Annotated in this window: 22 protein-coding genes; 13 read left to right on the top strand and 9 right to left on the bottom strand. The window is 63.1% G+C overall.

Annotation, left to right across the window (positions count from 1 at the left end; genetic code table 11):
• Nucleotides 1-320 precede the first annotated feature (320 nt).
• Complete coding sequence (locus M1R55_RS32000; RefSeq protein ID WP_305880285.1) at nucleotides 321-2,984, top strand: HD domain-containing phosphohydrolase; 2,664 nt, start codon at nucleotides 321-323, stop codon at nucleotides 2,982-2,984.
• A gap of 459 nt (nucleotides 2,985-3,443) precedes the next feature.
• On the opposite strand, the gene M1R55_RS31925 is transcribed toward M1R55_RS32000, so the two are convergent.
• From M1R55_RS31925 to M1R55_RS28185, 7 genes are all read right to left on the bottom strand, one after another.
• Nucleotides 3,444-3,605: a hypothetical protein gene (locus tag M1R55_RS31925; protein ID WP_371827338.1), complete on the bottom strand. Its 162-nt coding sequence runs from the start codon at nucleotides 3,603-3,605 to the stop codon at nucleotides 3,444-3,446.
• Nucleotides 3,565-3,807: a hypothetical protein gene (locus M1R55_RS28210; protein WP_249396526.1), complete on the bottom strand. Its 243-nt coding sequence runs from the start codon at nucleotides 3,805-3,807 to the stop codon at nucleotides 3,565-3,567. The genes M1R55_RS31925 and M1R55_RS28210 overlap by 41 nt, the downstream gene beginning before the upstream one ends.
• Nucleotides 3,788-3,904, bottom strand: a complete 117-nt coding sequence (locus M1R55_RS32515) for a hypothetical protein (RefSeq protein WP_371827344.1) — start codon at nucleotides 3,902-3,904, stop codon at nucleotides 3,788-3,790. The genes M1R55_RS28210 and M1R55_RS32515 overlap by 20 nt, the downstream gene beginning before the upstream one ends.
• Before the next feature lie 124 nt (nucleotides 3,905-4,028).
• On the bottom strand, nucleotides 4,029-4,436 hold the full coding sequence (locus M1R55_RS28200; RefSeq protein WP_249396524.1) for a hypothetical protein: 408 nt from the start codon (nucleotides 4,434-4,436) through the stop codon (nucleotides 4,029-4,031).
• Nucleotides 4,437-4,493: 57 nt separating this feature from the next.
• Nucleotides 4,494-6,041: a tripartite tricarboxylate transporter permease gene (locus tag M1R55_RS28195; protein ID WP_249396523.1), complete on the bottom strand. Its 1,548-nt coding sequence runs from the start codon at nucleotides 6,039-6,041 to the stop codon at nucleotides 4,494-4,496.
• On the bottom strand, nucleotides 6,038-6,490 hold the full coding sequence (locus tag M1R55_RS28190; protein ID WP_249396522.1) for a tripartite tricarboxylate transporter TctB family protein: 453 nt from the start codon (nucleotides 6,488-6,490) through the stop codon (nucleotides 6,038-6,040). Before M1R55_RS28190 ends, M1R55_RS28195 begins: the two co-directional genes overlap by 4 nt.
• Before the next feature lie 115 nt (nucleotides 6,491-6,605).
• A complete protein-coding gene (locus M1R55_RS28185) occupies nucleotides 6,606-7,553 on the bottom strand; it encodes a tripartite tricarboxylate transporter substrate binding protein (protein ID WP_249396521.1) in 948 nt (315 codons plus the stop codon).
• A gap of 204 nt (nucleotides 7,554-7,757) precedes the next feature.
• Here M1R55_RS28185 and M1R55_RS28180 point away from each other — a divergent pair, with 204 nt between their 5' ends.
• The 4 genes from M1R55_RS28180 to M1R55_RS28165 all read left to right on the top strand — a co-directional run bounded on the left by M1R55_RS28180 (nucleotide 7,758) and on the right by M1R55_RS28165 (nucleotide 12,568).
• The gene (locus tag M1R55_RS28180) at nucleotides 7,758-8,558 is read left to right on the top strand and encodes an IclR family transcriptional regulator C-terminal domain-containing protein (RefSeq protein ID WP_249396520.1); all 801 of its coding nucleotides are present in this window, start codon (nucleotides 7,758-7,760) and stop codon (nucleotides 8,556-8,558) included.
• A 224-nt stretch (nucleotides 8,559-8,782) separates the two neighbouring features.
• Nucleotides 8,783-9,688, top strand: coding sequence for a shikimate dehydrogenase (locus M1R55_RS28175; protein WP_249396519.1), 906 nt, complete (start codon nucleotides 8,783-8,785; stop codon nucleotides 9,686-9,688).
• Nucleotides 9,685-11,655 (top strand): bifunctional sugar phosphate isomerase/epimerase/4-hydroxyphenylpyruvate dioxygenase family protein, encoded by a 1,971-nt coding sequence (locus M1R55_RS28170; protein ID WP_249396518.1) that lies wholly within the window; start codon nucleotides 9,685-9,687, stop codon nucleotides 11,653-11,655. The genes M1R55_RS28175 and M1R55_RS28170 overlap by 4 nt, the downstream gene beginning before the upstream one ends.
• 37 nt (nucleotides 11,656-11,692) lie before the next feature.
• Entirely contained in the window at nucleotides 11,693-12,568 is an 876-nt protein-coding gene (locus M1R55_RS28165) for an IclR family transcriptional regulator (RefSeq protein WP_249396517.1), read from the top strand.
• Nucleotides 12,569-12,673: 105 nt separating this feature from the next.
• Here the strand turns inward: M1R55_RS28165 and M1R55_RS28160 are convergent, their stop codons facing one another.
• Together M1R55_RS28160 and aroQ are read right to left on the bottom strand one after the other, a co-directional pair.
• A complete protein-coding gene (locus M1R55_RS28160) occupies nucleotides 12,674-13,615 on the bottom strand; it encodes a DMT family transporter (RefSeq protein WP_249396516.1) in 942 nt (313 codons plus the stop codon).
• A complete protein-coding gene (gene aroQ, locus M1R55_RS28155; RefSeq protein WP_249396546.1) occupies nucleotides 13,612-14,055 on the bottom strand; it encodes a type II 3-dehydroquinate dehydratase in 444 nt (147 codons plus the stop codon). The genes M1R55_RS28160 and aroQ overlap by 4 nt, the downstream gene beginning before the upstream one ends.
• 222 nt (nucleotides 14,056-14,277) lie before the next feature.
• On the opposite strand from aroQ, the gene pcaD reads away from it, so the two are divergent.
• The 8 genes from pcaD to M1R55_RS28115 all read left to right on the top strand — a co-directional run bounded on the left by pcaD (nucleotide 14,278) and on the right by M1R55_RS28115 (nucleotide 21,780).
• On the top strand, nucleotides 14,278-15,507 hold the full coding sequence (gene pcaD, locus M1R55_RS28150; RefSeq protein ID WP_249396515.1) for a 3-oxoadipate enol-lactonase: 1,230 nt from the start codon (nucleotides 14,278-14,280) through the stop codon (nucleotides 15,505-15,507).
• Nucleotides 15,504-16,232 (top strand): protocatechuate 3,4-dioxygenase subunit beta, encoded by a 729-nt coding sequence (pcaH, locus tag M1R55_RS28145; protein WP_249396514.1) that lies wholly within the window; start codon nucleotides 15,504-15,506, stop codon nucleotides 16,230-16,232. Before pcaD ends, pcaH begins: the two co-directional genes overlap by 4 nt.
• Nucleotides 16,225-16,845 (top strand): protocatechuate 3,4-dioxygenase subunit alpha, encoded by a 621-nt coding sequence (pcaG, locus tag M1R55_RS28140; RefSeq protein WP_249396513.1) that lies wholly within the window; start codon nucleotides 16,225-16,227, stop codon nucleotides 16,843-16,845. Before pcaH ends, pcaG begins: the two co-directional genes overlap by 8 nt.
• 63 nt (nucleotides 16,846-16,908) lie before the next feature.
• Nucleotides 16,909-18,252 (top strand): 3-carboxy-cis,cis-muconate cycloisomerase, encoded by a 1,344-nt coding sequence (gene pcaB / locus M1R55_RS28135; protein WP_249396512.1) that lies wholly within the window; start codon nucleotides 16,909-16,911, stop codon nucleotides 18,250-18,252.
• Nucleotides 18,249-19,538 (top strand): thiolase family protein, encoded by a 1,290-nt coding sequence (locus tag M1R55_RS28130; RefSeq protein WP_249396511.1) that lies wholly within the window; start codon nucleotides 18,249-18,251, stop codon nucleotides 19,536-19,538. Before pcaB ends, M1R55_RS28130 begins: the two co-directional genes overlap by 4 nt.
• On the top strand, nucleotides 19,535-20,896 hold the full coding sequence (locus tag M1R55_RS28125) for a 3-oxoacid CoA-transferase (protein WP_249396510.1): 1,362 nt from the start codon (nucleotides 19,535-19,537) through the stop codon (nucleotides 20,894-20,896). Before M1R55_RS28130 ends, M1R55_RS28125 begins: the two co-directional genes overlap by 4 nt.
• Before the next feature lie 456 nt (nucleotides 20,897-21,352).
• On the top strand, nucleotides 21,353-21,514 hold the full coding sequence (locus M1R55_RS28120) for a hypothetical protein (protein WP_249396509.1): 162 nt from the start codon (nucleotides 21,353-21,355) through the stop codon (nucleotides 21,512-21,514).
• On the top strand, nucleotides 21,511-21,780 hold the full coding sequence (locus M1R55_RS28115; protein WP_249396508.1) for a hypothetical protein: 270 nt from the start codon (nucleotides 21,511-21,513) through the stop codon (nucleotides 21,778-21,780). Before M1R55_RS28120 ends, M1R55_RS28115 begins: the two co-directional genes overlap by 4 nt.
• Nucleotides 21,781-22,001: the final 221 nt, after the last annotated feature.

Raw genomic sequence — 22,001 nt, 5'->3', positions numbered from 1 at the left:
ACATGGGATGACGAGCCTTCGTCTCTACTTCACGCCGTCCAGTTTATGAGGGTTACTCCAATGAAACGCCTCACTCAGTTCGATCTTGCGTCATTGGTCATCTTACTTTGACGCAATCTCAATCCTGAGACGAGGCCCACCCATCTGCCAGGTCTAAACCATGGATGCTGCTTACTTAGCGGCCGCCAAGCTCTGAATCAGCTGGGTGGGGTTTAACCCTGGTGATGCTCATGTTGAGCTCTACCACCCACAATGGCTGACTGTAAGAGTAGAGAAGGGCTGCACACATACACTGGAAGTCCACCTTGGAGGAAGACGCTATGTTGCTCCGACGTTCCGCCCTGTCCCCGTCTGTGCTGGTCTTGCTGTTGATCTTTGGCGGTTACTTGGTGTGGTTGCTGCCTGGAGCCGGATCCCCGGCTTGGCGGGCAGGACTGGGGAACCTGTGGCCGCTGCTCATCTCTGTGCTGGCCCTGGTCTTGATCGTACGTAGAATCCAGCATCGCCCGGTCGAGGAGCGCCCCGGTTGGTGGGCGGTGGCCGGAAGCGTGCTGGCCTACATCTGTGGGACGGTTATTTGGACTGGGTTGGAACTGTTCACCGACACTCCGCCTTTTCCCTCACTTGCTGACATCAGTTACCTGCTGGTCGCGCCGTTGTTCACCCTAGCCGTGTGGGGTTTCCCCCGGAGCCCGTTGAACCGTCTGGTGGGCTGGCGACTCACCCTTGACCTGCTGGTCTTCTTGGTCGCTGCCGGAAGCTGGTTGTGGGTCTGGCTAATTGCTCCGGCCCTGCTGGACGATGGGGCGTTGGTAACGCGCGTCATCGCGGCGCTTTATCCCCTGTTTGACCTGTTGCTGTTGACTCTGATCGTGGGCATCGCCTTGCAAACCTCGCCTCCCCTGTACCTGCGCTGGCTGGCGGCGGCGGTGGCCAGTTACGCGTGCGGTGACCTGATCTTCGCCGTTCTGACTGCTCAAGACGCCTACTTCACCGGCCATCCAGCGGATCTGTTCTGGCCCCTAGCCAGCGTGCTGTGCGTCATGGCCGTGCACTCCCGTACTGGGACGCAGTCAGTGCGCTGGAAGCGCTTGGCGCCCGCAGTGTGCTTCAGCCTGCCCTACGCGGCGGCGCTGAGCACCATTGGGCTGCTGATTTGGAGTCACAACGGCCCGGTGGGCATTGAACCCCTGGCATTGGGTGCTGTGCTGCTGACGATGCTGCTGGTGTCGGTTCGGCAGACCCTGGCCTGGATAGAAGCCGCCCGGCTTCGGCAGTCGCTGCAGACTCTGAACGCCACCCTGGAGGCGCGGGTTCACGAGCGCACCCGGGATGTGCGGGCCACCTTCGAGGGCGGGTTGCTGAGCCTGGGCACGGCCTTGGAAGCGCGCGACTTCGAGACTGCCGGCCACACTGAGCGGGTGGTAAAGTTTGCCTACGCCTTGGGAGTGGCGCTGAACCTCAGCCCGGCCGAGCTCGACAGCCTGGTAGAGGGGGCCTACCTGCATGATCTGGGCAAGCTGGCTGTACCCGACCAGATCTTGCTGAAGCCGGGAAAACTCACGCCTGAGGAATGGACAGTGATGCAGTCGCATGCCCCGCGGGGCCACGCGCTGGCGACCCGGCTGCCGCACCTGTCCAGTGACGCGCTGCAGATTATCCGCCACCACCACGAGCGTTGGGTGGGCGGCGGCTATCCCTACGGCCTGGTGGGCGAAGCCATTCCCCGGCTGGCCCGCGTCTTTGCGGTCTGCGACGCGTACGACGTGCTCACTAGCGAGCGCCCTTATAAGGCGGCCTGGAGTCGCGAAAGCGCCTATGCAGAACTGCGGGCGCAGGCCGGGCACCGGTTTGAACCCGCGGTAGTGGAAGCCTTCTTGACGCTTGACCTGTCAGCTGTGCTGCGCGACGGAGCCCTGCGCCCGGCTGCCCAGGCTGCGGAAGAGCGCTTTGAGGGGAAGTTGCAGGCCCGCACACAGCAACTCACCGACACGCTGCAGGACACCGAAACGCTGCTCACCCTCTCCCAACTCTCGGAGGTGCCGCAGGAATTCCGTGTCTTGACCCGCTCGGTGCTCGGCGCCCTCACCCCCGCCCTGAAGTTCGATTGGGGCGGCCTGATGCAGCTCAGGGAGGGCCTGATTCAGAGTGAACTCCTGTGGCAAAGCCAGGCGCTGCGACCAGCGCCTAAAGTGCCAAAGAACGTGCAGCTCCCCCCTGATCAGGGGCTGGTATGGCGTGCACTTGAGACGCAGGAGAACCTGTTTATCGACGACTATGCTTCGTATCCCGAGGGCAATCCAGCGCTGATCCAGCTGAACGTCCAGTCCATCGCCTTCCTGCCGCTCCGCGGCGGCCCGGCCGATACCGTGCTCACCGTTGTGCGCACCTGCCCAGGAGCGCCCTTCACCCCCCGGGAGCGCTCGTTGCTCGCAGCAGCGGCCCGCACCTTGAGCAGTGCGCGGGAGCGCGCAGCATACGAAGCGTCACTCCAGCAGCTGGCCCGAACCGACGCCCTGACCGCGCTACCCAATCGCCGGGCCTTCACAGCACATCTGGAGGCGGCCCTGGGTGCGGGATCGACAGGCGCCGGGCTGCTGCTCTTTGATCTGAACGGCTTCAAGCAGGTGAACGACACGCTGGGCCATCCGGCCGGTGACGAACTGCTGTGCTTGGTAGCCCGGGCACTGGATCAGGCGTTTCCGGGAGCCGCCTTTCGGCTGGGGGGCGACGAATTCGCCGTGGTGCGCACAGGCAGAGAAGTGACTTCTCTCCGTGCCCTCGTTGGCCAGGCCCGCGTGGCGGTCGAACGGGCGGCCGCACCCCGCTTTCCAGGGGTCACCATCAGTATCGGCGCAGCCGCAGTGCCCCCCGATGCTGAAAACCTGACGGCTTTGCTGCACGTGGCCGATGAGCGGTTATATGCCGACAAGGCCCGCCAGCGGGCCCAGAAGGGACGCGATTCCGAGATCCCAATCCTCTAGGAAAATGCTGTTCTAGACCCCTAATTACAAAAACCGAACCAACGGGAAGCTGACTGAGTGCAAGGCGTATCCCAGGCGGCTGTGCTTGCCTTCACCTCAACGGCCGCTGCGCTCTTTGGCCTGCCTGTTGCTAGCACGCACTCCGTCAATGCACGGCCAGCAACCGCTCGAGCTCTGCGTTCGCTGCATCCGCGCTAGGAACTGCCCGGGCGATCGCTGTCATGTCGGCCAGCACGCACGCCACCCGCTATCACGAGAGGATAGGTATCGCTCACTCAGCGCACCACCTGAGGCATACCCTTCCAGCAGGGCCGCCCGGTCTTGAGGAGCCAACCAGCGGCGCAGGTCATTCACCGGATGACTGAAGTAACTCTCCCCAAAATCAATCAAACCGCTCAGCCGGCCTGAGGCCGGGTCTATGAATACATACTCCTAGCCCGGGTTACTGTGCAAGACCACTCAGACTTTCTCGCCGGCAGGCACGCCGGGTACGACAACTTTGGGGAGGTTCACGGCCCCGATCAGGCGGTCGAGGCCGTGCACGACCAGCGTGATCATGTTGTCGTTGCTGGTAGCCGCTTCAAACCGGGCCATCAACGTGACGTTCCGGATTTCGTCCACGGTGAGTTTGAGCCTGGGTTCGCGGCTGAGGTTGCCGGTGCTGGGTGGTCTCCGCGAGGTCGGTCAGCAGCTGCTTGCCCAGGGTCTCGCGCAGCGCTTTGAAGACCTGTCCGGCTTGCTCTGCCACTCGCTGCTCCACCTGGACTCGGAGCCGGTTGGCCACCTCCGCCACGCCATCGGGGTCACACCGTGTCAGCACCATGGCAAACTCCTCGCCTCCCAACCGGTACGATGCCGTCGAGAGGACGCAAGTGGTCACGCAGCGCCTGCACCGTTTGAATCAGAACTTGATCCCTCAACTCGTGGCCGTAGTTGTCATTGATCCGTTTGAAGTGATCGAGATCCGGCAAGATCAGATCAGAAAGGCAGGCGGATGAATTTGGAGGTAATCGTCATCGGAGCGCCGTCGGTTGAAGCTCTCCGTCAGGGGATCGAGATAGGCCAAGCCGTCAGCCGCTCGACACGGTTGAGGGACTGCAGGCGGCTACGAATCACCAGGTGGGCGATCATCACACCGAGCGCGCTCAGACCGGCAAAGGTGAGGTACACCGCGAGAGCGTCCATCAACGGCTGCTGGTGGAGTGCAAGTCTTGCAGATGCTTGGATGGGCAAGGCCACCGGACTGCCCTTAGCCTGCCGTGACGCCAGGTAAGGCAACACAGCCGTGACATGCCCTATGTTGCGCCCTTTTCCATGACGAACCGAGTTTCCCAACAGTGCCTTTGAGTAGTCACGGCCCGAGTTTATCCGTTGTCTGATCCGGAGATTCGCCGCTTTCGCCCAGTAGAACGCGCTTTCTTCTGGATTCCCCCTTTCCAGACAGTCGCTCATCCCTCAAGCGAACGTGCCCAGCTCTGGAGAAAGCTGAGCACGACAGGAGGGTACGGATCAGACGGCTTCGAGTTTTTCCGGGTCTGCGGGGCGCTGGCCTTCCAGATCACGGGTGTAGGCCCGCTGCATCCGCACGCCGAAGGCGATGACCAATACGGTCGCCACCATCAAAACCAGAGCCACCGGGCGGTTGAAGAAGCTCGCCAAGTCCCACTGCACTTTAATCACACTGACCATGAAATTCTGCTCAAGCAGTGGCCCCAGCACTAAGCCCAACACCACTTGCGCCAGCGGAAAACCGCCGCGTTTAAGGGCAAAGCCGAACAGGCCAATAATCAACATGGCGAAAATATCAAAGGGGTTGTTGTTGATGGCGTAAGCTCCCACCACCGTAAGGCCCAAAATGAACCCCATCAGTAACTTAAAGGGGATGCGGGTGATATGCCCCGCGCCGTAAGCGGCCAGCAAACCCATAATCGGCATCAGCACCACGCTTGACACCGCAAAGGCCAAGTAGATCTGATTCACGAGGCCCCGGTTTTCAGTGAACAGCTGTGGGCCGGGGGTAATGCCGGCGATCAGGAACACGCCCAGCACGATGGCGGTCAGGGTATCGCCGGGAATGCCGAGCGCCATGGCCGGAATCCACGCGCCGGCCACAGCGGCATTGTTAGACGCGGTTCCGGCCAGCACCACCACTTCCTCTTGCCGCACCACCTCTGCCGGCGTCATGTGAGCCTTGCGGCTGCGAACCCGCTCCAAGCTGCTGGACAACCATGCCGCTAAGTCTGAGCCTGCTCCTGGCAAAAAGCCGACCGCCGTGCCTACCAGAGAAGCGCGGGTCATGGCTCCTTTCTCCCGCAGCATCAAGCGGGTGGGCCGCACCCAGTAATCGTGCTGAAGATTGCGGCGTTGGGCACGCAGTTCAGTGGTGGTGACCACCGCTTCTGTTTTCAACACGCCTTTGTACGCCTGCTCTAGCAGTTCGGCAATGCCAAACAGACCGATCAAAGCCACCACGTAATTCAGGCCGCTTAGTAAGTTCGGATTGCCAAAAGAGAAGCGGGCAAAGCCGAGGGTGGGGTCAAGGCCGATGGTGGAAATCAGGACGCCGATGCCCAGCGACAGCGCCCCCTTGATCAGCTTGCCCTGCGTAGCGAAGATACCGGCCACCAATCCCAGCACCGCTAACCAAAAGTACTCGAAGCTGGAAAACTGCTTGGCGAACTGCGCCAGCACGCCCGCCCCGGCCATCAAGATCAGCACGCCGACCATCGCCCCCACCGCTGAAGGCAAAGTAGCGACGCCCATGGCAAACGCGATACTGCCTTTGCCCATGCGGTTGATTTCGTCGCTGTACGCGGCGCTGGCCGCCGTGCCCGGAATCTTGACCGTAATAGAACCGATGTCTCCCGCAAAAATAGCCGCCGTAGAAATGCCGATGACCGCAGGCAGCACCAAACTGGGATCAAGAAACAAGGCCAGCGGTACAAATAGACTCAGGGCCAATGTTGCGGTCAGACCGGGAATAGAGCCGAACACGGCCCCAAACAGGCTGCCCAACACCAGCGCCGCAAAGGATTCCCAACTCAGGAGATTGTTCATGTGAGGGGCACTCCCAGCAATTTGCCGAAGACGCCGTAGACTATCAATGCCGTGACCACGCCGACGCCGAGCGAGCGCGGCACGTCGCCGCCGATCAAGAGCGTAAAGAGGCAGGCCGCCACTGCTGCGCCGCCCACCAACGTGATGTAGGGCAGCAGGAACGGCACGGCGGCTCCGATGGCAATGGTGGCGAACACCTTGAGCAGCCCGGCCCGCGACGCCAAGAAGGGCAGGGTGGGAATGCGCCCCCGTAGGTCTTTAATGGCCGACCAAGCCAAGAGGCCGCCGCCCACAACCAGGCCGCCGCCGATCACGCGGGGGAACAGGGCCGGGCCGGGGGCTCCGTCGTCAAGGGGCGGAAAGGCGGCAGTCAAGACCCACACGGCAATGCCGATCAGGATCAGAAAAATACTGAGGCCCAGTTCCCAGCCGGGATGTTCTTGTTCCATAGCAACCTCGGTAAGCTCAACAGCGCAAAGAGGAAAGGCCTGCAGCGCAGGGCCACATAGAAGCCAGCGGGGAGCGTCTGCACATGGGCGGACACTCCCCGCTGGGCAGGGCAGCTTATTCGGAGTCGATAAAGTCCTGCACCTCGCGCATCTTGGCCGCCTGCTGGGTGAGGAACACCCGGAACTGGGCGGGGTTCTTGTAGTTCATGCCGAAGCCCGCGTTGGTCATAAACTTCTTGAACTCTTCTTCTTGCATGCCCGCCTTGATGGAGGCGTCTATTTTCGTCACCACGTCTCCCGACAAGCGGCGCGGCCCTACCACCGACAGGAACGAGCCGAACGACCAGTTGATGCCGCTTTCCTTGAGGGTCGGCACCGTCTTGTGGTCACTCAGGCGCTTGTCCGCCATGACCGCCAACGTCCGGACTTCGCCGCTTTTCAGCAGGTTGTTCACTTCGGCCACGCTTACGGTGATCACGTCGACGCCCCCAGCCAACAGTTCCTGAATGGCGGCGGCGCTGCCCTGCGCGGGCACCCAAGGCATGGCCGCGTTTTTCAGACCAACGGTTTTCAGGAAGCCTGCGCGGGCCATGTCCCAACTGCCGCCTTTGGCCGTGCCCGACGCCTTCAGTTTGCCGGGGTTGGCTTTCAGGAAGGTGACCAATTCACCGATGGTCTTAAAGGGTGAATTTTTGGCCACTGTGATGGCCGCCGGATTGATGCTGATCAAGCTGATTGGCGTAAAGTTGTCGATGGTCAGGCCCGAGGTTTTGCTCCAAGACGGAATGACCATTTCCAGCGTGCCCATGCCGATGTCGTAGCCAGTAGGACGGGCCTGAGAGATGGCAAGGTGGCCGATGGCCCCACCGCCACCCGTGCGGCTGATCACGGTCACATTTTCACCGAGAGGCTTGCTCATGGCCGAAGCCAAAGCCCGCGAGGTGAGGTCAGCCGAGCCGCCGGGACTCCACGGCACGGTAAAGTTCAGCGCCTTGGTGGGAAAGCTCTGGGCAGCGGCCACACCAGCAAAAGCAAGCACAAAGGTAAGGGCAATGCGGTTCATAAGACCTCCTGAGAAGCGTGCAGGGGTACAGTGCGCCGGAAACCGGAGTTCCAAAGCGGCTGAGGTTGTGGGGTGCGCTGTACGCACTGCGAACTGAATATCGGTAGGCGCACTATAATTCCACTTGACCACTCTTGTCAATGATTTGTTCACTGTGCATATCCCTGTTCGCAAGGCGCACAAACTGTTAAGATTGAAAGCATCATGACCCCAGCTTCAGTTGTTGTGGCCAAGCCGAGTCTCGATGAACGGTCAGGCGAAACCATTCAGGCGCTGACCCGCGGCCTTCAGGTGATTCGGGCCTTTGATGCCCGTCACCAGCGCATGACCCTCACCGAAGTCGCTGCCCAGACGAACCTGACCCGCGCCACCGCCCGCCGCTGCCTGCTGACGCTGCACCACCTCGGCTACGTCGCGTGGGACGGCAAGTTCTTTACGCTCACTCCCAAAATTCTGACCCTCGGCTACGCCTATTTGTCGTCTACATCGCTGCCGATGATCGTTCAGCCCGCGCTGGTGCATCTCAGCGAGCAGTCGGGCGCGTCGTGCTCCGCCTGCATTTTGGACGGCGACGAAGCGGTGATCGTGGCGCGGGCCAGCGCCCAACGCTTTAATTCTACTGACCTCGGCGTGGGCAGCCGCTTGCCGCTGTACTGCACGTCGCTGGGGCATATTTTGTTGGCCGAATTTCCATCCGATGAACTGGAGCGTTACCTCCAGATGACGGTGCTCATGCCGCACACGCCCCGCACACTGACCCACCCGGACGACGTGCGGGCCGCCGTAGACCGCACCCGCGCCGCGGGCTACGCGCTGAATGCCGAAGGACTCGAGTCGGGTCTGCGTTCGATTTCGGTGCCGCTCCGCAACACTTCGGGCCAAGTGGTGGCCGCGCTCAGCGCCACGCTGCCGGTCGGCCACGGCAGTGAAAATGATCTGCAGGGCCAGCTGTTGCCGCTGCTGCGCGGGCAAGCGACCCTACTTCAGCAAATGCTGAGCGCCTAACCGCTGAGGTTCAGGTCTTTCGGCGGGCCACAGAAGAGGTGTGGTCAGCAGGTGTTCGCGTAGACCGAACGTTGGGCTGTGTGTAGCGGTAGGCCTCTGGTACGGTACAGGCAATCCCCATTTGGCCTGACCTGGCCCCTGGCGGCCTAGCGTGGGCTGCTGGCGTCGTCCCGTTATCGTTCCGACTGCCCCGCGCTGCGTGGCCTATCCGTGAGGTGCCCTGTATGTCTACCGCTCTCTCCACTGTTACCGCTCACGCCTCCAACTCCCGCCTGTTGACCGGACTGATCGGTAGCGGCATCCAGCGGTCCCTGTCCCCCGCGCTGCACGAGGGGGAAGCCGACGCTCACGGTCTGCGTGCCTTGTACCGCCTGTTCGATCTGGACAGCTTGCAGCTGACGCCGGACGCCTTGCCAGAGTTGCTGCGGGCCGCACAGCTCGCCGGATTCAGCGGCCTGAACATCACCCACCCCTGCAAGCAGTGCGTCATAGCGCATCTGGACGCCCTGTCGCCCGAAGCCGAAGCGCTGGGAGCCGTAAACACCGTGGTGTTCCGGGATGGTCAAACCACTGGGCATAACACCGACGGCTGGGGCTTTGCCCAAGGGTTTCGGCGCGGCCTGCCGGGGGCGCGGTTGGGGCACGCGGTGCAGTTGGGAGCGGGCGGGGCGGGCGCGGCGGTGGCACACGCGGCGCTCGGTTTGGGGCTGGCGCGACTGACCTTGTTCGATCAGGAGCCGGGCCGGGCCGAAGTGTTGGCAGAGCGCTTTCAGACCCAGTTTCCGGGGCAGCAGGTGGAGGCAGGAGGCGATCTGGAGCGGGCCATGACCGAGGCCGATGGACTGATTCACGCCACTCCGACCGGCATGGCCGCCCATCCGGGCTTGCCGCTGCCCGCCGAGTACCTGCGGGCTGAACAGTGGGTGGCCGAGGTGGTGTACGTGCCGCTGGAAACTGAATTGTTGCGGCTGGCCCGCGCCCGAGGCTGCGCGACGGTTCACGGCGGCTTTATGGTGGTGTTTCAGGCAGCACGCGCCTTCGAACTGTTTAGCGGCTTTACCCCGGATTTAGAGCGGATGCTGGCCCACTTCGAGCAGCTGACCGCACCACAATTCGGAGCCGCCCGATGAGCGCCGTTGCCGCCCAGCGCGGCCCCTTTCAAAAGTCCATCGCCACCGTGTCCCTGAGCGGCACTTTGCTGGAAAAGATGCAGGCCGCGGCGGCGACCGGCTATGACGGCGTAGAAATTTTTGAACACGATCTCCTGAACCACAGCGGCCCGCCCGCCGAGGTGCGCCGGATGGCCGCCGATCTGGGGCTGGATATCACGCTCTTTCAGCCCTTCCGCGACTTCGAGGCCATGCCGGAGTCTTACCGCGCCCGCAATCTGGAGCGAGCCGAGCGCAAATTCGACGTCATGCTGGAGTTGGGTGCGCCGCAGATTTTGGTGTGCAGTAACGTGCAGGCGCAGGCCTTGAATGATCCTGAGCGCGCCGCCGCCGACCTGCACGCGATGGCCGAACGTGCTCAGGCGCGGGGCCTGCTCGTGGGCTATGAGGCGCTGGCGTGGGGGCGGCACGTCAACCGCTGGCGGCAAGCCTGGGACATCGTGCAGCAGGCCGATCATCCGGCGCTGGGTCTGATCTTGGACTCGTTTCATACGCTGGCGGTGGGGGATTCTTTGGCGGGCCTGCACAGCACTGTGCCCGCCGATAAACTGTTTTTTGTGCAGTTGGCCGACAGCCCGCACAAAAGCATGGACGTCTTGTCTTGGAGCCGCCACTACCGCAATTTTCCCGGTCAAGGTGACCTTGATGTGGTTGGATTTACCCGCGAACTGGTACGGACCGGGTACAGTGGCCCCCTGTCATTGGAGATTTTCAATGATGAATTCCGGGCGGCGTCGGCGTACCTGATCGCGCACGACGGGCTGCGCTCGCTGCTGTGGGTGGAGGCAGAGGCGGGAGCCACCACTCTGCCGGCGCCCCCCAACTTTGGCGGTTACGAGTTTTTAGAATTTGCTGTTGACGCCAACAGTGCGCCGGGACTGGGCCGCCGACTGCGTGCCCTGGGCTTTGAGCAGCGCGGCGTTCACCGCTCCAAGGCCGTGACCCTCTACGGGCAGGGCGATATTTTGCTGACCCTCAACAGCGAACCCGACAGCCACGCCGCCGACTTTTTTCAGGTGCATGGCCCCTCGGTGTGCGCTATCGGTCTGCGGGTCGACGATGTGCCCCGCGCCCTTGACCGTGCCCGCGCCCTACTGTGCAACGAGTGGGAAGAGCGCACCGGACAGGGTGAGTCGCCACTCCCCGCGTTGCGCGCGCCCAACGGGATGCTGTTCTCGTTTGTGGATGAGGCGCTGGCCGCCCGCCTGTACCACACCGACTTCCACCTGACGGCTCCAGTGGCGGGGAGCGATGAGGATTTGGGTGCGGCAAGCGGGGGGGAGGGGCCAAGTGCAGGCGCAGGACTGCTCGGCATTGACCATGTGGCGCAGGCGTTGCCGCCCGACCGCCTCGGCAGCTTCATTTTATTTTACCGCACGGTCTTTGGCCTCGAACCCGAACCGCTCCACGAGATTCCTGATCCCTACGGCTTGGTCAGCAGCCGGGCGATGGTCAGCCCCAACCGCCGAATCAGCTTTCCGCTCAATATTTCTGAGAGCCGCCGCACGGCGACGGGCCGCTTCGTGAATGCGCTGTCGGGCGCGGGCGTCCACCACATCGCGTTTACCACCGCCGACCTCCCCCAGACCGTGACCGCGCTTGACGCCGCCGCAGCCGAACTCTTAGAAATTCCCGACAACTATTACGATGATCTGGATGTGCGGTACCTGTTGCCGCCGCGTGATCTGGATATCCTGCGCGGCCTGCACCTCCTGTACGATCAAGACGCGTCCGGCGAATTCCGGCAGCTGTACACCCATACCTTCGATGACCGCTTTTTCTTTGAAGTCGTGCAGCGTGACGGCTACCTGGGTTATGGGGCGGCCAACGCGTCGGTGAGGATGAACGCGCTGATGGCTCGCCGCGCTTTAGACCATGCCGGAGGCCAAGCGGAGCGTGAAGGTGGGGCAGGCCAGAGCATGATATGACCAACGGCGTGTATGGCTAGAAGTTTCAGGGGCCGCCGTGCCCAGTGAGTCGCGCAGTGTGCATTCGGTGGAGAACATCGGGCGGGTGCTGGAGCTGTTTACGGTTGATACGCCTGAAATAGGCGTGACGCAGGCAGCCCGTCATCTGGGGATGTCCAAAAGCAGTGTCCATGCCCTGCTGACGGCCCTGACGCGCATCGGCCTGCTGCACCGCTTCGTGACCGGGCGCTACCGCCTGGGCTTTCAGGTGATGGCGCTGAACACGGTGCTGCTCTCTCATACCCCCTGGCGGCGCATTGCCCGCGAAGAAATGACCCGGCTGGCCGAAGTGGTGGGCGAACCGGTGCATTTGGCTGCCTACGACGGCGGTCAGGCCATTTGCATCGACAAGGTCGAAGGGCACGCCCCGCTGGTTAATACCCCGATTGGCGGCATCTTGCCCCCACACGCCACCGCGCTGGGGAAAATTATTCTGGCGTACCGTCCAGCGAGCGAAATTACGCAGCTGTATCACGGCGGATTGCTGCAGCCATACACGCCCAATACCATCACCAGTCAAGACGAACTGCTCTCGGATTTGGCGCACACCCGCCAGCGGGGATACGCGCTGGCCATTGAGGAACGGGCGCTGGGAGTGTGCAGCATCGCCGCGCCCATCCGTAATCCCAACGGAGAGGTGATCGCGGCCATGAGCCTGTCCATTCCGACCCGGCGGTTGCAGCGGCGCAAAGCAGGCATGATCGAGCATCTGCGGGCCGCCACCGCCGCCACCTCACGGCGCATCGGATATGACGCCGACCTGAACACCGAAGACGGCCTGTACTGGCACTCGGTGGGTGGCCGCACCACCCTGCGCCGCAGCCACCTGCGCCGGGAACTGGTAGAGGCCGGTGAGAGCGGGCAAGAGCAGTAGAGCTCTGGACACACGGGCAGGCAGTGTTCACCGCTGAGGTGCAGAATCAGTGGTGATTCACAGGCCCGCTGCAGCTGGGCCCTGCCGTTAGTCAGCCCAGCCTGATTAAGTCAGGTCGGCTTTCCGGCGTCCGTCCAGCACGGCCAGCAGGCCAGAGACACAGATCAGCGCCATGCCCAGTAGACCCACGCCGTCGGGAAATTGGCGAAACATCAGCCAGCCTACCGCCACGGCGAACACCAGTTGCAAGTAGGTCAGCGGAGCCAGCAAGGAGGCGTCGGTGTACCGGAATGCCACTGTCAGCAGATAGTGACCGCTACCGCTGGTAACGCCCAGTACGGCCATCAGCGCCAAGTCGGTTGCGCCCAATGGGCCACCCTGATAGGCCAGCGCCGCGGCCAGAGAGCCGACCACCGTGCCCACCACTGCCGACTTGTACAGCAGATGCAGGGGCGGCACCCCCTGAAGCCAACGCGATAACAACTGGTAGGCGGCGTTCAGCACGGCGGCCAACAGTGCCAGCCCCACGCCCAAAACGTCCAGTTGCCCGCCGGGACGCACAATCAGCAGCAGCCCGCAAAAGCCGCCCAGCGTGCCCAACCAGCGCAGCACTCCAGGTTTCTCCTTGAGGAGAGGCACCGACAACACCGTGACCAACAGCGGGCCCAGAAAGGAAATTGCTGTGGCTTCGGCCAGCGGCAGGCGGGCATACGCGCCCATTATGACCACCGTGAGGCAAGCCAAGCACAAGGAACGCAGCAAAATCAAGCGGGCCTGATTCGCAACGCCACTGCCAGCCGCCCTCCCCTCTTCACTTGCAGGCGCGGCACGTACCGATGCAGGCAGCAGCACGCTGAGCAGCAACAGTTGCGTGCAAAAGCGCACCGCCGCGACCACCGCCGGAGAATGCGACTGCACCAGATGGCGGGCCAAGCCGTCCTGACAGGCAAAAATCAGCAGGGCCAACGCGTAGAGTGCCACGCCGCGCAGCGAGGACGCCTGAGCCGTGCGGGCCACGCCGGACGCCGCACCAGACGCACGGTTCACGCGATCAAGACGGCCAAGCGCTGGAGCGCCAACCGGTAGCCCTGCGTGCCGCAGCCCGCAATTACGCCGTCGGCCACCAGCGAGACATAGGAATGGTGCCGGAAGCTCTCGCGGCGGTGAATATTCGAGATATGCACCTCGATGATGGGCGGCGGATATGCCCCCAGCGCGTCCATCAGGGCCACCGAGGTATGGGTCAGCCCACCAGGATTGATGATCAGTCCGGCGGTGCTGGTGCGGTGTTCATGAATCAGGTCAATAAGGTGGTGTTCGGCATTGGTTTGGCGCAGGTCGGTGTGCAGCCCCAGCGTGCGGCCCAGCTCGGCACAGTCGCGGCCCACATCGGCCAATGTGTCGTGGCCGTAGATATGCGGCTCGCGCAGGCCCAGCAGGTTCAGGTTTGGGCCATTGAGTATCAGGATGGTGGGCAAAGCGGACATGCGGGCCTCCAGGGGCAGCGGAATTCGGATCAGAGACGGCTCAGGGATGCGGTCAGCGGATGCCGCCACGCTAGCAGTCCGGGAGACCCGCACCAAGCGTCTGTTCGTCCGTGGCGAACACCTGCCTTTTACTGGAGCCCCGGGCTGACTATGGTAGGGCCATCAACTCCGCTGCCCTGCCTCTGCCCCAGAGGCCGCTCCTTTCTGCGAGGCCCCCTGCGTATGCCTGATTCCCCTGCGTCCACTTTTCCCGCTGCCTTCGTTACGGTCAACGGCGTCACGCTTCACGTCCGGCGAACGGGCGCGCCTCACGCTTCCAGAACCCTCGTCTTCCTGAACTCTTTGGGCAGCGACGCCCGCATCTGGGACGCGGTGGCGGCGGCCCTGTCAGATTCCTGCCGCGTCCTTCAGTACGACCAGCGCGGGCACGGCCTGTCGGACGCGCCACCCGGCCCCTACACGCTGCGCGACCACGCCGAAGATTTGGCGGCCCTGCTGGGCGCCTGCGGGGTCAGGCGGGCCGTGCTGGTGGGGGTGTCGGTGGGCGGCATGATCGCGCAGGAATTCGCCGCCCGGTATCCGGCACGGGTAGAAGGTCTGGTGTTGGTGGGCACTGGCACCAAGATCGGAGAGGCTGCCCTCTGGAACGCCCGAATCGCGGCGGCAGAGGCGGGGGATTTGGCCCGGATCGCGCCCGACGCCCTGTCGCGTTGGTTTACGCCCGCCTTTTTTGAAACCCGGCCCGCCGAGGCACGCGGCTACTTGAACATGTTGTCGCGCACGTCACCACACGGTTACGCCGGAACCTGCGCGGCCCTACGAGACGCCGATCTGGGCCAGCAGACCGCCCGCCTGACCGTACCAGCCGTAGTGCTGTGCGGCGAACATGACCGCTCGACGCCCCCCGAACTGGGCCGGGCGCTGGCGGAGGCACTGGGCGCACCTTTTCACCTGATTCCCGGTGCGGCACACATACCCAGCGTCGAGCAGCCGCAGAGCGTGACCAGTCATCTTCGGCAGTTTTTGGCAACCCTGCCCCAAGCCGCCTCCGGAGACACTCTGGACGGCCAGAGCCTTCGCCGCCGCGTGCTGGGAGACGCCCACGTTGACCGGGCCACCGCCGCCGCCACCGACCTCGACCGCGATTTTCAGGCGTTTATTACAGCCTTTGCTTGGGGCGGCCCTTGGGCGCGGGGCCACCTCGATCTCAAGACCCGGCATCTGCTGACGCTGGCGGTGCTCACGGCCCTACCCCGCGAACACGAACTGGAACTGCACATCCGCGCTGCCCGCAATACCGGTGTGACCCCCGACGACCTGCGTGAAGTGTTTTTGCAGGTGGCCGTGTATGCAGGCGTGCCCGTGGCCAACCGTGCCTTCGCCATTGCCAAGCGCGTGCTGGCCGAAGGTACCTCCCCCGACACTGCCCCCGCCTATAGGAGCGACCCATGACCCCCCGCGAATCCCGGCCCACGTCCCCTGAGCACGTCAGCGTTCACCCGCTGCACCTGTATCCGGCGTATGCCAGCAGTGTCAAGCGTGCGCCGCACGAGCTGCTGATGCCGCTGCCCGCCGCCCTGCGCGACCCCGGCGGCCCGGTGTTCGGCGCGGGCCGCCTGCGACCCGACGACCACGACACCACCCGCAATGCCCGCATCAACGGTGAGCCGATCGGAGAGCGGATTCTGGTGCGTGGGCGGCTGCTCGACAGCAGCGGGCGGCCTATTCGCGGAGCGCTGCTGGAAACGTGGCAGGCCAACGCGGCGGGGCGCTACATCCACACCGGCGACCAACACACTGCGCCGCTTGATCCCAACTTTACGGGAACGGCGCGGATGCTCACCGATGATCAGGGCGAATACGAATTGCTGACCCTGCGGCCCGGCGCGTATCCGTGGCGCAATCATGCCAATGCTTGGCGGCCCGCACACATTCATTTCAGCGTGTTTGGACGCAATTTCACTCAGCGTCTCGTGACCCAGATGTATTTTCCCGGCGATCCGCTGCTGGCCTACGACCCGATCTATCAGGGCGTGCCGGATGAAAAAGGCCGCCAACGCCTGATCAGCCGCTTTGATCTGAGCCTGACGCAGCCGCACTGGGCGCTGGGCTACCGCTTCGATATCGTGCTGGGCGGCGACGCACAGACGCCCCTCGAGGAGCCTGACCATGACTGAGCCGCACCCAGCCAGAGCGCCGCTGCGCCCCGAAGGCTCCAACATTCCCGCCCGCTTGTTTGGGCCGTCTCCGAGCCAGACGGTGGGGCCGTACTTTCATCAAGGGCTGGTTCAGCACGGCGAGCAAAGCAGGTTTCCGGGTGACCAGCAGTTGGTTCCCGGCACTGCGTTGTACCCCAGCGAACGCCTGACCCTGACTGGCCGCGTGCTGGACGCAGACGGCCTTCCCGTCCCCGACGCTCTGCTGGACGTGTGGCAAGCAGACTTGGCTGGACAACGGGTGGACGAGACGGTGCTCACGGGCTTTGGCCGCAGCGACACCCGCCAAGACGGCGGCTTCTGGCGCTTCCACACGGTCAAACCAGTGCCCAGAGCTGGGCAGGCTCCCCATCTGGACGTGTGGCTGGGCTTGCGGGGGCTGCTGACCCACCTCGTGACGCGGGTGTATTTCAGCGATGAAGACAACGCTGCCGATCCGCTGCTGCTCAGCTTGCCTCTCCAGCGGCGCGGCACCCTGATCGCCGTGCGCGAAGACGTGCCGGGCGGCCCGCTGTACCGCTTGGACATTCGGTTGCAGGGCGAGGGCGAAACGGTGTTTTTCAATGTGTATTGAGCCTCTGGGTCTGAGAGGGCGGGGATTGAGGGCGCGGCCACCCGAACCCGTCTTCAGGGCCACATGAGCTTTACTCCGCTGGACTCCGGGCTGTACCGTCCGCTGTTTACCTCCGCGCCGATGCAGCGCCTCTTTTCCGATGAGGCGCACATTGCTCGCTTGGTCGCGGTCGAGGCGGCGTTGGCCCGCGCCCAAGCCGACTTGGGACTGATTCCGCTGGATGCAGCGCAGGCCATCACTGACCTCTCACGCTGCTTTGTGCCCGACTGGGAGCGCCTGCAACTCGGCACGGCGCAGGACGGCTTTCCAGTGATTGCGCTGCTGGCCCAGTTGCGCGAGCAGCTACCCGCTGCCGCCGCTGAGGCCCTGCACTTCGGGGCCACCACCCAAGACATTATGGATACCGCGCTGGTGCTGCAACTGCGGGACGCCCTGCATCTGATTGAAGGCAATGTGCACGTCGTGGTGCAACTGCTGGCGCACCTGTCGGACATGCACCGCCGCACCTTGATGGCCGGGCGCACCCACAGCCAGCACGCCCTGCCCATCACCTTCGGCTTAAAGGTGGCCGGTTGGCTCGCGCCGCTGCTGCGGCACCTTGAGCGCCTGCATCAACTTCGGCCCCGGCTGTTGGTGGTGCAGTGCGGCGGCGCAGCAGGCACGCTGGCTGCGCTGGGGAACGACGGCCTCCGGGTGTCGGCGGCGCTGGCCCGGGAATTGGGCTTGGGCGAAGCGCCCCTGCCCTGGCACACAAGTCGCGATACACTAGCAGAACTGGGGGGCTGGCTCTCGCTGCTGACCGGCACGCTGGGCAAGGCCGCCCAAGACTTGATCTTGCTGGCCCAAAGTGAAGTTGATGAGGTGCGCGGGGGCGGCGGGGGCGGGGGTTCGAGCACCATGCCTCAGAAGAGCAATCCCATCGGGTCGGAGCTAATCGTGGCGGCGGCCCGGGCCAATGCCGCGCTGCTGTCGGGGCTGCATCAGGCGGCCTTGCAAGAACACGAACGCGGCACGCACGGTTGGCAACTCGAATGGTTGACCTTGCCGCAAATGTTGGGACTCACGGCAGGAGCAGTCGACCGCACGGTGCTGCTGACCCAAGACCTTCAGGTCGACGCTGCCCGGATGCGCGCCAACGTGCAGGCATCGGGCGGTCTGATGATGGCCGAAGCCCTGACGTTTGCGCTGGCGGCGCACGTGGGACAAGCTGAGGCGAAAGCCACCGTGCGCCGCGCCGTGGCCCTGGCCCGCCAAGACGGACAGCCGTTGGCCGAGGCCCTGCGGCTTTGCACCAACGCACCGTTAGACTGGGCTGCCTTACACGAAGACCACTATCTGGGCGTCAACGACGCGCTGATCGACAGATTGCTCGGCCTCGCGGACGCCCGGCACAGGAGAACGCCATGACCGCATCTTCACCGCTACACACTCCTTTGTCTAACCGTGATGTGGTCATCGTGTCTGCCGTGCGGTCGCCCATCGGGGCCATTCGCGGCAGTTTATCGACTGTCCGGCCCGACGACCTCGCCGCCAGCGTGATCCGGGCCGCCGTGCAGCAGGCTGGAATTGACCCCGCCCAGATCGAAGAAGTGATCTTGGGCTGTGCCAATCAGGCGGGCGAAGACAACCGCAACGTGGCGAGAATGGCCGCATTGTTGGCGGGTCTGCCCGAGTCGGTGGCGGGCCTGACCGTAAACCGGCTGTGTGCGTCGGGCCTGAGTGCGATCAATACCGCGGCCCGCGCCATCCGCAATGGTGACGGCGACGTGTACGTAGCAGGTGGCGTGGAAAGCATGACCCGTGCACCGCTGGTGATGCTCAAGGGTTCACAAGCGTTTGCCAATGGCAACGTGACTGTGTTCGATTCTACCCTCGGCTGGCGCTTTCCGAATCCGGCGATGGAGGCCCTGTTTCCGCTGGAGGCGATGGGCGAAACCGCCGAAAACATCGTGGAACGCAGCCGGGAAGATGCCCATGTAGGCAGAGAAATTACCCGCACCGATCAGGATGCCTTCGCGCTGGAATCGCAGCGGCGCACGGTGGCTGCGCTGAATTCGGGGGCGTTCAAAAGCCAGATCGTGCCCATTGAAGTGAAGGGCAAGAAGGGCGTGACGGTCTTCGATACCGACGAGCATCCCAGGTATAAGCGTGATGGAGACAACTTCACGCTCGCCACCGACGCGGCTACCCTCGCCGGACTCAAGCCCGCGTTTCGCAAGGGCGGCACGGTCACGGCCGGTAACGCCAGTGGTCTGAACGACGGTGGGGCGGCGGTGGTGCTGATGAGCGCGGGCAAGGCGCGGGAACTGGGCCTCACGCCGCTGGCCCGCTGGGTGGGTGCGGCTTCGGCAGGCGTGGATCCCCGCGTGATGGGATTGGGACCAATTCCCGCCACCCGCAAACTGTTGGAGCGTACCAGGGTAGACCTGAACGACATCGACCTGATCGAACTCAACGAAGCGTTTGCAGCTCAAGCGTTGGCCTGTATCCAAGAATTGAGGCTGGATGGGGAGCGGGTGAACGTGAACGGCGGCGGAATTGCGCTGGGGCATCCCCTCGGCATGAGCGGAGCGCGGTTGGTGGTGGCCCTCACGCACGAACTGGAGGCGCGGGGCGGGCGATACGGCCTCGCGACCTTGTGCGTGGGCGTCGGTCAAGGCGAGGCGGCCCTGATCGAGCGGGTGCAAGCATGAAGCGCGTGCCGATCATCTCCGCTCCCGAAGCGGCGGCCCTCGTGAAATCCGGAGACCGACTCTTGGTGGGCGGTTTCGGCATGACTGGGAACCCCGTGCATCTCGTTCATGCGCTGGCCGAACTAGGGACAGGCGACCTGACATACATTGCCAACAACGTGTCCGAGCCGGGCCTCAGCGGGGGGTTACTGCTCCGCAACGGACAACTGAAAAAGGCCATCGGATCGTATTTCACCTCCAATCCGGAAGCGGTGAAGGCCCATCAAGCGGGCACGCTAGAAGTGGAATTGATGCCGCAGGGCACACTGGCTGAAGCGATTCGGGCCGGCGGGGCCGGACTGGGCGGCTTTTACACCCCCACCGCCGCCGGAACCCTGATCGCTGGAGACGCTGAAACCAAGGTGCTGAATGGACGCGACATGGTGTTTGTGCCTGCCCTGCGCGGCAATGTAGCCTTTATTCGGGCGTGGCGGGCCGATACCGCAGGCAACCTGCAATACCGCCTTACTGAGCAGAATTTCAACCGGGCCATGGCCACCGCCGCAGGGATCGTTGTGGCGGAAGTCGAGGAAATTGTCGAGGTGGGCGAGATCGCGCCGGAACATGTTCACACGCCCGGACTGTACGTGGATTACCTGGTGCAGGCCTCTCTCACGCTGGAAAGTCTGGGCAGCAGCGCCGACGTGAACAGTGGGGCCAAACGGGTGGACGAAGCGAGAATCCGCATGGCCCGGCGCGCCCTCCAAGAGCTGCGGGCCGGCGATGTCGTGAATCTCGGCATCGGCATCCCAACTCTAGTGGCCGATCTGATCACGCCCGACATGAATCTCAACTTGCACACCGAGAACGGCATGCTGGGTGTCGGCCCGGCTCCACAGGGCGGTGGGGCGATGGCTTACCCTGTCAACGCGGGCAAAATTCCCGTGACGGCACTGCCGGGGGCCAGCTATTTTGACAGTACCGAGAGCTTTGGCATGATTCGGGGCGGGCACGTAGACGTGGCAGTCATGGGCGGCCTTCAGGTCGACGCGGCGGCCAACTTGGCGAACTGGGCCGTACCGGGGAAACCGCTGCTGGGCGTGGGCGGCGCAATGGACTTGGCCAGTGGAGCCAAACGGCTGATCATCCTGATGGTCCACACCGACCCCGACGGCACGCCCAAAATCGTGCCCCGCTGTACCTTGCCGCTCACGACTTCAGGCGCGGTAGATATGATTATTACTGACAAGGCCGTGTTTGAATTTCGGGAGGGAAGGCTCACCCTCACCGATCTGATGCCGGAGACGACACTGGATGAGGTGCGTGCCAGTACCGCCACTGCTTTCGACGAACGGCTGGGCAGCCGACAGGACGAGTAAGACGGGTTGGAAATTCTTGACAAGGTGCAGCGCCGCCTTGCTGGGGAAGTCCGTGACGATGGTTGTGTCAAGTTGACCGAACGTTCTGTGAAACATGAGTTCAAGCTCGTTCAGGGATGTAGTCGATCAAGGGTAAGCAGCCCTCCAGTACCCTACAAATTTTGTCTGAAACTGAATGAGTCTACACGTATTTGTAATTAGCTTAAAAAATAAAGTGACATGAGTTACTGAACACTTAACTTGACAGAACCAGGAGGTCTACTATGTATTCCAGAGTGTCAGCTACTGAGACACGACACCTTGATTTACACTCACTTCGATAGCGAACGCTCGCAGTCCAAGGCAGAAGGATAACGGGCAAGCGAGCGCCCTTAAAAAGCCGGGTGCTGCTGTCTCTCCATGGAGGGCCAGCGCGTCAGTGAGATTGAAGACCGAGTGCTGAAGTCAGGCGGGCCGATGAACCACGACACGCTGAATACAATTCTTAAGAAACTTGTCAGCCAAGACCTTGCCCATGTGGAGTATCAAGGGAAGGTTCTCTCCTACCGTTTGGCTGTGGGGCCAGCCGTCGAAGCGGCGCTTGATGAAGCATGGGCGGAAGTGCAGGGCAAGCTATGACAGGCAAGCAATCTCCCCTGACAAGTCGGGTATTGTTGTGTCTCTCGTTAGAGGCTCAGGAGATCAACTACATTGACGACCGTGTGTTGAAGACGGGCAAACCCATTGACCGGGATACGCTCAAGGGCATTCTCAAGAAATTGGTAAGGCAAAAGCTTGCCCACAGGGAACAGCGAGGCCATGCCCTCTACTTCCGCTTGGCAGTCGGGCCAGCCGTTGACCTGGCGCTTGATGAAGCGTGGGCAGCGATGGAGGCCAGCGCATGACGGGCAAGCAATCTCCTCTGACAAATCGCGTGCTGCTGTGCCTCTCATTGGAAGAGCAGACCGTCAGTGAAATTCAGTGGCGAGCGCGAAAGTCAAGCGCGCCCATCAGCCGGGAGAGGCTGAAGATCATTCTCAACAAACTGGTGGGCCAAGACCTTGCCCACATGGGGCGACAAGGCAATGCCCTTTCCTTCAGGCTGGCTGTTAGTCCAGCCGTCAAA

Source organism: Deinococcus sp. QL22 (assembly GCF_023370075.1).
GTDB lineage: Bacteria > Deinococcota > Deinococci > Deinococcales > Deinococcaceae > Deinococcus.
The sequence above is the reverse complement of the archived record's forward strand: the minus strand, read 5'-3'. Positions and strand labels throughout refer to the sequence as shown.